Origin of the sequence: Acinetobacter sp. YH16032, assembly GCF_013417345.1 — a bacterium.
Taxonomy (GTDB): Bacteria; Pseudomonadota; Gammaproteobacteria; order Pseudomonadales; family Moraxellaceae; genus Acinetobacter.
The window spans coordinates 47,353-55,029 of sequence record NZ_VPEE01000020.1 but is presented as its reverse complement, the minus strand read 5'-3'; the positions used below and the strand labels follow the sequence as shown (position 1 = coordinate 55,029).

At 38.5% G+C, this 7,677-nt stretch carries 10 protein-coding genes; 4 read left to right on the top strand and 6 right to left on the bottom strand.

The features are described from left to right. Window positions 1-508 (top strand): transposase (locus FTV32_RS10980; protein WP_180028644.1); only part of this gene is annotated, 508 nt, incomplete at its 5' end. A gap of 204 nt (window positions 509-712) precedes the next feature. Then, window positions 713-940: a hypothetical protein gene (locus FTV32_RS10975; protein ID WP_180028643.1), complete on the top strand. Its 228-nt coding sequence runs from the start codon at window positions 713-715 to the stop codon at window positions 938-940. 115 nt (window positions 941-1,055) lie between these two features. Here FTV32_RS10975 and leuB read toward each other — a convergent pair whose 3' ends face one another. From leuB to leuC, 4 genes are all read right to left on the bottom strand, one after another. Beyond that, on the bottom strand, window positions 1,056-2,135 hold the full coding sequence (leuB, locus tag FTV32_RS10970; protein WP_179998721.1) for a 3-isopropylmalate dehydrogenase: 1,080 nt from the start codon (window positions 2,133-2,135) through the stop codon (window positions 1,056-1,058). A 30-nt stretch (window positions 2,136-2,165) separates the two neighbouring features. Further along, window positions 2,166-2,744 (bottom strand): hypothetical protein, encoded by a 579-nt coding sequence (locus FTV32_RS10965; RefSeq protein WP_180028642.1) that lies wholly within the window; start codon window positions 2,742-2,744, stop codon window positions 2,166-2,168. A gap of 97 nt (window positions 2,745-2,841) precedes the next feature. Further along, window positions 2,842-3,492 (bottom strand): 3-isopropylmalate dehydratase small subunit, encoded by a 651-nt coding sequence (gene leuD, locus FTV32_RS10960; RefSeq protein ID WP_180028641.1) that lies wholly within the window; start codon window positions 3,490-3,492, stop codon window positions 2,842-2,844. A 14-nt stretch (window positions 3,493-3,506) separates the two neighbouring features. Next, the gene (gene leuC, locus FTV32_RS10955) at window positions 3,507-4,955 is read right to left on the bottom strand and encodes a 3-isopropylmalate dehydratase large subunit (RefSeq protein WP_180028647.1); all 1,449 of its coding nucleotides are present in this window, start codon (window positions 4,953-4,955) and stop codon (window positions 3,507-3,509) included. A gap of 234 nt (window positions 4,956-5,189) precedes the next feature. On the opposite strand from leuC, the gene FTV32_RS10950 reads away from it, so the two are divergent. Further along, the gene (locus FTV32_RS10950; protein WP_035264169.1) at window positions 5,190-5,426 is read left to right on the top strand and encodes a DUF2061 domain-containing protein; all 237 of its coding nucleotides are present in this window, start codon (window positions 5,190-5,192) and stop codon (window positions 5,424-5,426) included. 131 nt (window positions 5,427-5,557) lie between these two features. Continuing rightward, window positions 5,558-6,415, top strand: a complete 858-nt coding sequence (locus tag FTV32_RS10945) for a LysR family transcriptional regulator (RefSeq protein WP_035264171.1) — start codon at window positions 5,558-5,560, stop codon at window positions 6,413-6,415. A 70-nt stretch (window positions 6,416-6,485) separates the two neighbouring features. Here the strand turns inward: FTV32_RS10945 and FTV32_RS10940 are convergent, their stop codons facing one another. Beyond that, on the bottom strand, window positions 6,486-6,737 hold the full coding sequence (locus tag FTV32_RS10940; protein ID WP_180028640.1) for a DUF2789 family protein: 252 nt from the start codon (window positions 6,735-6,737) through the stop codon (window positions 6,486-6,488). 184 nt (window positions 6,738-6,921) lie between these two features. Then, entirely contained in the window at window positions 6,922-7,572 is a 651-nt protein-coding gene (locus tag FTV32_RS10935) for an HAD family phosphatase (protein ID WP_180028639.1), read from the bottom strand. Between the last annotated feature and the right edge of the window lie 105 nt (window positions 7,573-7,677).

Below are 7,677 nucleotides of genomic sequence, written 5' to 3'. Positions count from 1 at the left end.
AAAATATGGTATTCGATTTATGTTTGGTATCGACTGTAACCGTAAGGTTTCCCCAGAAAAAGGACAATGGTTTCAACTGCGTTTATTGCCAAATTTTCATCAGGGTCAAGTGGTCTGGCTCAAAGATGTTGGCTTTGTACAATTATTTAAGACTCAGTTAAAAGAACAGCAGAGATTTTATATTGTGCATCAAGATGAAGATGATTTATTGTCCTTTGATGGTTTTTATGAATTACATTCAAGTCATTGGAAAATAGAACAATATCATCGAGTAATTAAACAGGTTTGTCATATTGAAAAGTTTCAAGTAAGACGATCTAAACTGATTTTGAATCATATTTTTTCAGCCTTGATGGCCTACGTCGAGATACAAAAGAACCAGTTTGAGCGGATCTTTGAAAATGTATATCGTTGGCAGAAGAAATTATTTAGACCAGTTATCAAAAACTTCATTGATGACTTTATTCTCGATAAAAATCATCTGCTACCACAGAGAATCTATAAATAATAGTGCGTAAGTCCTAACTCACTATTTATTCATTTACTATCCAATCATATATACCAACAAAGCCCATTTGCACATTCAATCTAAAAAATCGTCGTACTGCCCCACTATTTTGCGCATTAAATAAATTGTGGTTTTGCTCATCTGCATATTTACACTTTTCCTATTTACGGCGTGCCAAACAGCAAATTTTCAAAACAAAAAAATATGAACACTTATGTTTCACAATTTGTAGGGCAAGATATACAACATATGCGTGAAACTACCGATTTGAATTCTTTTAACATTAAGCTGAAGTCTAATCTTGTGATTCAAGCTGAGCGGGCAATTTTCACTTTTGAACGTATAGTCAACACCTCGATTCCAATGGGAAATTCGATGAGAGATGAAAATGATTTTATGATTCCTGTACGTGCAGCTTCAGCAAAGCTGTGATACGGTAACGTAATGACTTGCTCAAGTGTTTTTAGTTTAAAAAAAATATCGCTTTCGAAAGCTCGGCAATAAAAAACGCAGCTCATAGGCTGCGTTTTGAATGAATCAACTGAAATTAGTTAAGCGCTGCAACAACTGCTTCACCCATTTCAATTGTCCCGACCTTCTTCATGCCTTCAGACATAATGTCAGCTGTACGTAAACCTTGATCTAAAACATTCCCTACTGCATCTTCAATCGCTTTTGCTGCAGCTTCTTGACGGAACGTATATCGAAGCATCATTGCAACAGATAAAATTGTTGCCAATGGGTTTGCGATATTTTGACCTGCGATATCTGGTGCTGAACCATGACAAGGCTCATACATCCCTTTACCATTTTCATCTAATGAAGCTGATGGCAACATACCGATTGAACCAGTCAACATCGCAGCCTCATCAGACAAGATATCACCGAACAAGTTACCTGTTACGATCACATCAAATTGTTTAGGTGCACGAACCAATTGCATTGCTGCATTGTCAACGTACATATGTGACAAGTTAATGTCAGCATACTGTTCAGCATGTAACTGAGTTACTGTTTGTTTCCAAAGCTCAGTGACTTCAAGAACATTTGCCTTATCCACTGAACACACTTTACCACCGCGTAGTTTCGCCATTTCAAACGCCACTTTAGCAATACGTTTGATTTCTGACTCTGCATATACGTCGGTATTAAAGCCTTGCTTCTCACCATTCTCTAATTCGCGAATACCACGTGGTTGACCGAAGTAAATACCACCAGTTAATTCACGGACAATTAAAATATCTAAGCCTGAAACAATTTCAGGTTTCAAACTTGAAGCATCTGCCAATTGAGGATACAAGATCGCTGGGCGCAAGTTAGCGAAAAGGTTAAGTTCGCTACGTAATTTCAATAAACCACGCTCAGGACGAATTGAGCGCTCAATTGTATCCCACTTCGGACCACCAACAGCACCTAACAAAATCGCATCTGCTTTTTTTGCTTGTTCAGAGGTAACTTCTGGATAAGGTGAACCATGCGCATCAATTGCAGCGCCACCCAATAAACCTTGTTCCCATGTTAAATCTAGATTGAATTTTTCATTGACACGGGTGAGGACCTGTTCAGCTGCTTTTACAATTTCAGGACCAATGCCGTCACCAGCTAAAATCAAGATTTGTTTAGACATGAGATTTTCCATTTATAAAGTTAGTATGAACTAACGTGTTTTTAAATTTTTTTGTTCCACAAACTCACCTAGTCCATTGAGAACATTATAGGGTTTGCAGAAACGACGAATGGTTTGTTGCTCTTGCAACAAGTCAACACATAATGGCTCTGGTGCAGAAGCATCAAGTAAACTTTTTTTCCCACTGCTTCGATCTCTAAACATTACAAATCGGTAATCTTTTTTTGCTTCGAAGCGATGGATAACATTAATAGTTTCTGCTTTTTCCTCTGAAATCGGATAAAAGCGAACCACCACTTCATGCAGTCCAGCAGGAACTGAAAGATATAAGGCTTGCGGATCTTTCAAAGAGTCAGCATTTAATCGCACGATACCTTGCTTGATCGCACGCTGATCTAATCTTCGAGATTGAGCATCAACAATGGGATGCTCATCGAATCTTTCAAACTCACAATTCAACGTTCCTGAGCAATAAATCAAAGCATGATTTCTGGTTTCAGGCGTTTCTTTAATCTTTTTCAGTTGTAATCGGTCTACGGTCTGACAAGCGGATAAAACGGCGACAGACAATCCGAAAAACGCGTAGCGTAATAAAACTTTTGCCTTCATTTGTGCCCAACCTCACCAAACGGCGCAAAACTAAAAGAATAATTTTGCACCGATATTAGCAAGACTTGAATCAGAGCACTATAGCTTTAAGTATCAGTTACGCTTTGATTTCTTGGAATACCCATGGGCGAACAGCTTTAGTTCTTTCCTCATAAGCACGAATGTCTTCTGCCGCTTGTAACGTTAAACCAATATCATCTAAACCATTCAACAAACAGTGCTTTCTGAATGGATCAACTTCAAATTTAAATGCTTCGCCTGTAGGTGTACGTACTTCTTGTGCTTCAAGATCAATCGTTAACTGATAACCTTCTTGAGCTGCACACTCTTTGAATAATTGATCCACAATCTCTTCAGACAAGATCACTGGTAACATGCCATTTTTAAAGCTGTTGTTGTAGAAAATGTCTGCATAGCTTGGTGCGATTACGGTACGAAAACCATATTCTTCTAAAGCCCATGGCGCATGTTCTCGGCTTGAACCACAACCAAAGTTGGCACGTGAAATCAAGATTGAAGCACCTTGATAACGTGGTTTGTTCAACTCAAAATTTGGATTCAAAGGACGTTTTGAGTTGTCTTGCCCCAAGTAGCCTTCATCTAAATAACGTAACTCATCAAACAAATTCGCGCCGAAACCTGTACGCTTAATTGATTTCAAGAACTGTTTTGGAATAATTAAATCTGTATCGACATTGGCACGGTCTAAAGGTGCAACGATACCTTGTTCAACAGTATATTTTTTCATGTTGTTTGCTCCTCTTAGAATGAACGTACATCAACAAAATGACCCGCAATTGCCGCTGCTGCTGCCATCGCTGGACTCACTAAATGTGTACGACCACCATTACCTTGACGACCTTCGAAGTTACGGTTTGAAGTAGACGCACAGTGCTCACCCGGTTGTAATTTATCTGCGTTCATTGCTAAACACATTGAGCAACCCGGCTCACGCCATTCAAAACCAGCTTCTATTAAGATTTTATCCAAACCTTCAGCTTCTGCTTGTGCTTTGACTAAGCCAGAACCTGGCACCACCATCGCTTGCTTAATCGTGCTTGCAACTTTTTTGCCTTTTGCAACTTCAGCTGCCGCACGGATATCTTCAATACGAGAGTTGGTGCAAGAACCGATAAATACGCGATCCAATTTAATATCAGACAATGCTTGACCCGCGGTTAAACCCATATATTGATAAGCACGTGTCCAGTCGTTACGTTGCACATCATCTTTGGCTTGTTCTAAAGTCGGTACTGCTTGAGAAACAGGAATCACCATCTCAGGAGATGTACCCCAAGACACTTGTGGTTCAATCTCTTCACCTTGTAATACAACCACTGTATCAAAGTGTGCACCTTCATCAGAATGCAAAGTATTCCAATACGCAACCGCTTGATCCCACTGCTCGCCTTTCGGTGCATATGGACGATTTTTTACGTATTCAATGGTTTTTTCATCAACAGCAACCATACCTACACGGGCACCGCCTTCAATCGCCATGTTACACACCGTCATACGACCTTCGATCGACATATCACGGAATACTTGACCACCAAATTCGATGGCATGACCTGTACCACCAGCTGTACCGATTTTACCAATAATCGCTAAAACCACATCTTTTGGTGTTACGCCTTGACCTAATTTACCGTCAACACGTACCAACATGTTTTTCATTTTCTTTTGAACTAAGCATTGCGTTGCCAATACATGTTCAACTTCAGAAGTCCCAATACCGTGTGCCAAGCAACCAAATGCACCATGCGTCGCTGTATGAGAGTCACCACAAACAACCGTCATACCTGGTAAAGTTAAACCTTGCTCAGGTCCAACAACGTGTGCGATCCCTTGACGGACATCGTTGATATCAAACTGTGCAACATTAAATGTTTTACAGTTATCATCTAAAGTTTGCACTTGGATACGTGAAGTATCATCTTCGATCCCCGCAATCCCTTCAGAACGCTCTTTCGTAGACGTTGGTACGTTATGGTCAGGAGTTGCCACGTTTGCACTTAAACGCCAAGGTTTACGTCCTGCAAGTTGTAAGCCTTCAAAAGCTTGTGGAGAAGTCACTTCATGCAACAAGTGACGATCGATATAAAGTAAAGAAGAACCATCATCGCGTTGTTTAACTAAATGATCGTCCCACAATTTATCGTACAACGTTTTTTTTGTTTGAGTTTCTGCTTTTTGGGTTTCGCCTGCCATGTCGATTTGCTCCACTGGACTGGGTAATTCTGTCATTAATTACGATTATAACGGCCTATTCACATAAATCTAATTTATCATTTTTATTAGTTTAAAAACTTTTTAGAATCAATTTAAACACCAAAACCATCTATAAAAACGATTAATTTAAAAATAATATTCGCTTTTACAGATTAAATAAGAATGCTTATCATTTAAACATCTCCAAGATCACCACCAACTGAGGATGTTCACATGGCACATATTCAAAAATTTGTTGAAGATAATCAACGCATGTTCAAAAAAACATTAAGCTACTACATTATGCACATTACGGTAGCCATGATTGTAGGCTACCTTGTCACAGGCAGCATTTGGATGGCAATTACTTTGAGTTTACTTGAGCCTACTGTACAAGCCGTAGCTTATTTCATTCACGAACGCGTGTGGGAGAAAAAAACGATACAACAGGAAGAAAATATCGTCGCATAGTTTCACCTGTGATCCTCCTCATCTAAGTCGCACTATGCGGCTTTTTTTGCAACAGTTTATGAAGAATTACTTCGCAATAGATATAAATTTATTTTATAATTAAATAATATTTTCATAACCGAGTTTAAATTATGAATCTTGCTGCCTTTGAAGCTTTTATAAAAGTCATGGAAACGGGTTCGATTTCTATGGCAGCTGATCAACTATTTATCACTCAGCCCGCTGTCACCAAACGTATCCATAGTTTAGAAGATTATTTTGGTGTTAAATTATTTGAATCTGCTGGCCGAGGTGTACAAGCCACGCATGCGGCTCACTCCCTGCTTCCTAAAGTTAAAAATTGGTTAAATGAACTAGGTGATATTCATCACACCTTAAGCCACGACCAAAATCAGATTAAAGGAAAGCTCAAAGTTGGTACCAGCCATCACATTGGATTACATCATTTACCGCAACATTTAAAAAGCTATGTTCAGCAATATCCTGATGTGACATTAGATGTGCATTTTGTAGATTCAGAACAAGCGCATGAAAAAGTGTTAGCCGGTGACCTTGAACTGGCATTCTTAACCTTACCCCCTGTCCTAGATGAACGTTTAAAATATGTTCCTTTATGGAGTGATCCTTTGGTTTTCGTTGCTGCAGTTTTTCATCCATTGGCAAATATGAAAAATTTAAGCCTTGAAGATCTCATGCAGTACCCAAGTTTATTACCTGCAGCTCAAACATATACAGCGCAGATCACCCTTGCAGAATTTGAAAAAAATGGATTAAAACCTAAAGTGTCCATGAGCAATAATCCGCTTGAATCCATTCGCATGTTGGCTTCTATTGGGTTAGGTTGGTCTGTCCTGCCAAGTACTTTAGTCAATCAAGACTTGGTCAGACTGGATATTAATTTAGAAATGCAGCGTCAATTGGGTATGGTTTGGCATCCGGGACGCACCCAATCTAAGGCAGCCAAGGCACTGGTTGATTTAATGAAATAATTTCGGCACTCGATATTTAAAAAGTCATCTAATAAGATGACTTTTTACTTTATTAAGACAAGTGAGCTACTTAAGCTTTTTTCTTCAATGAATCTTCATGTAAAGACTCATTGAGCTGATCGATAATTAATGCCCATGAACCATCTGAACATAATTTTTCTTTCAAAAATTGACGTTGACCTTCAGACCAAAAACTTGCTTCAGTCAAAAAGGTTTCAGCTTCTAACTGATGTGTTTCAATAAATTCTGCAATAGCTTGCTCGCTAGAATCCAATCCTAATTGCTCAAATAAGTTGGTCATTCTTGGCTCTGTATTTAGCATCCTGTATTCCTTATGATTTTGATTAATTTTAAGTTAATTGTTTCCGCATAAGATATCAACAAGCGATGAAAGCGTCTGTAAATTTATGCTGAATTTCATCTCAAGTTATTTCAATTCTAATAAATGAAAAAAAGCCATTGATACAATGGCTTTAGCAATTTTGAATTTTGAGAATAAAATTGTCTTAAATGGACCAGTCTTGGATATCCCAACCCTGCTCTTTAGCCAATGCTTCAAGACGATCATCTGGATTGACTGCAATCGCATGATCCGCATATTCCAATAAGAATCGATCATTAATAGAGTCTGAATATGCCCATGATTCAGTAACGTCTCGTCCCTCAAGCCATTGATCTAATCGTGCCAATTTACCTTTTTGATAACACGGAATATTAATGACTTTACCCGTATATTTACCATCAACCACTTCTGCATTGGTTGCAATAATTTCTGTAATACCAAATTCACGAAAAATAGGTGCAGTAATAAAATCTGATGTTGCGGTAATCCCTACTAATTGATGCCCAGCATCTTTGTGACGCTGAATGGCTTTAAACCCTTCTGGGCGCATTTGTGGACGAATGACTTTTTGCATAAAAAGCTGATGTAAGTCGGTTAAATACTCATTGTCATGTTGTGTTAAAAATTCAAATACGAATTCGTTGTAGGCAATTGGATCAAGTTGTCCCGCTTTGTAATCTTCATAAAATTTATCATTCATGGCACGATGTCGAACTGGATCAACCAAGCCTTCATTGACTAAAAACTCGCCCCAAGAATGGTCAGAGTCGGTATTTAACAAGGTGTGATCTAAATCAAACAACGCCAATTTCATGAAATTACTCGTTCAAACTGAAATTTAAGAAAAAAAATGTAAATCTATCTCCGCTAGTCGATAGAAATTCGTTAAGATCATAGCAATTTTAAAACATTATTACTT

Excerpts from the sequence above, each read along its gene's own strand:
- FTV32_RS10975 (WP_180028643.1), top strand. The coding sequence starts at position 713 with ATGAACACTTATGTTTCACAATTTGTAGGGCAAGATATACAACATATG.
- leuB (WP_179998721.1), bottom strand. The coding sequence starts at position 2,135 with ATGTCTAAACAAATCTTGATTTTAGCTGGTGACGGCATTGGTCCTGAA.
- FTV32_RS10965 (WP_180028642.1), bottom strand. The coding sequence starts at position 2,744 with ATGAAGGCAAAAGTTTTATTACGCTACGCGTTTTTCGGATTGTCTGTC.
- leuD (WP_180028641.1), bottom strand. The coding sequence starts at position 3,492 with ATGAAAAAATATACTGTTGAACAAGGTATCGTTGCACCTTTAGACCGT.
- leuC (WP_180028647.1), bottom strand. The coding sequence starts at position 4,955 with ATGGCAGGCGAAACCCAAAAAGCAGAAACTCAAACAAAAAAAACGTTG.
- FTV32_RS10950 (WP_035264169.1), top strand. The coding sequence starts at position 5,190 with ATGGCACATATTCAAAAATTTGTTGAAGATAATCAACGCATGTTCAAA.
- FTV32_RS10945 (WP_035264171.1), top strand. The coding sequence starts at position 5,558 with ATGAATCTTGCTGCCTTTGAAGCTTTTATAAAAGTCATGGAAACGGGT.
- FTV32_RS10940 (WP_180028640.1), bottom strand. The coding sequence starts at position 6,737 with ATGCTAAATACAGAGCCAAGAATGACCAACTTATTTGAGCAATTAGGA.
- FTV32_RS10935 (WP_180028639.1), bottom strand. The coding sequence starts at position 7,572 with ATGAAATTGGCGTTGTTTGATTTAGATCACACCTTGTTAAATACCGAC.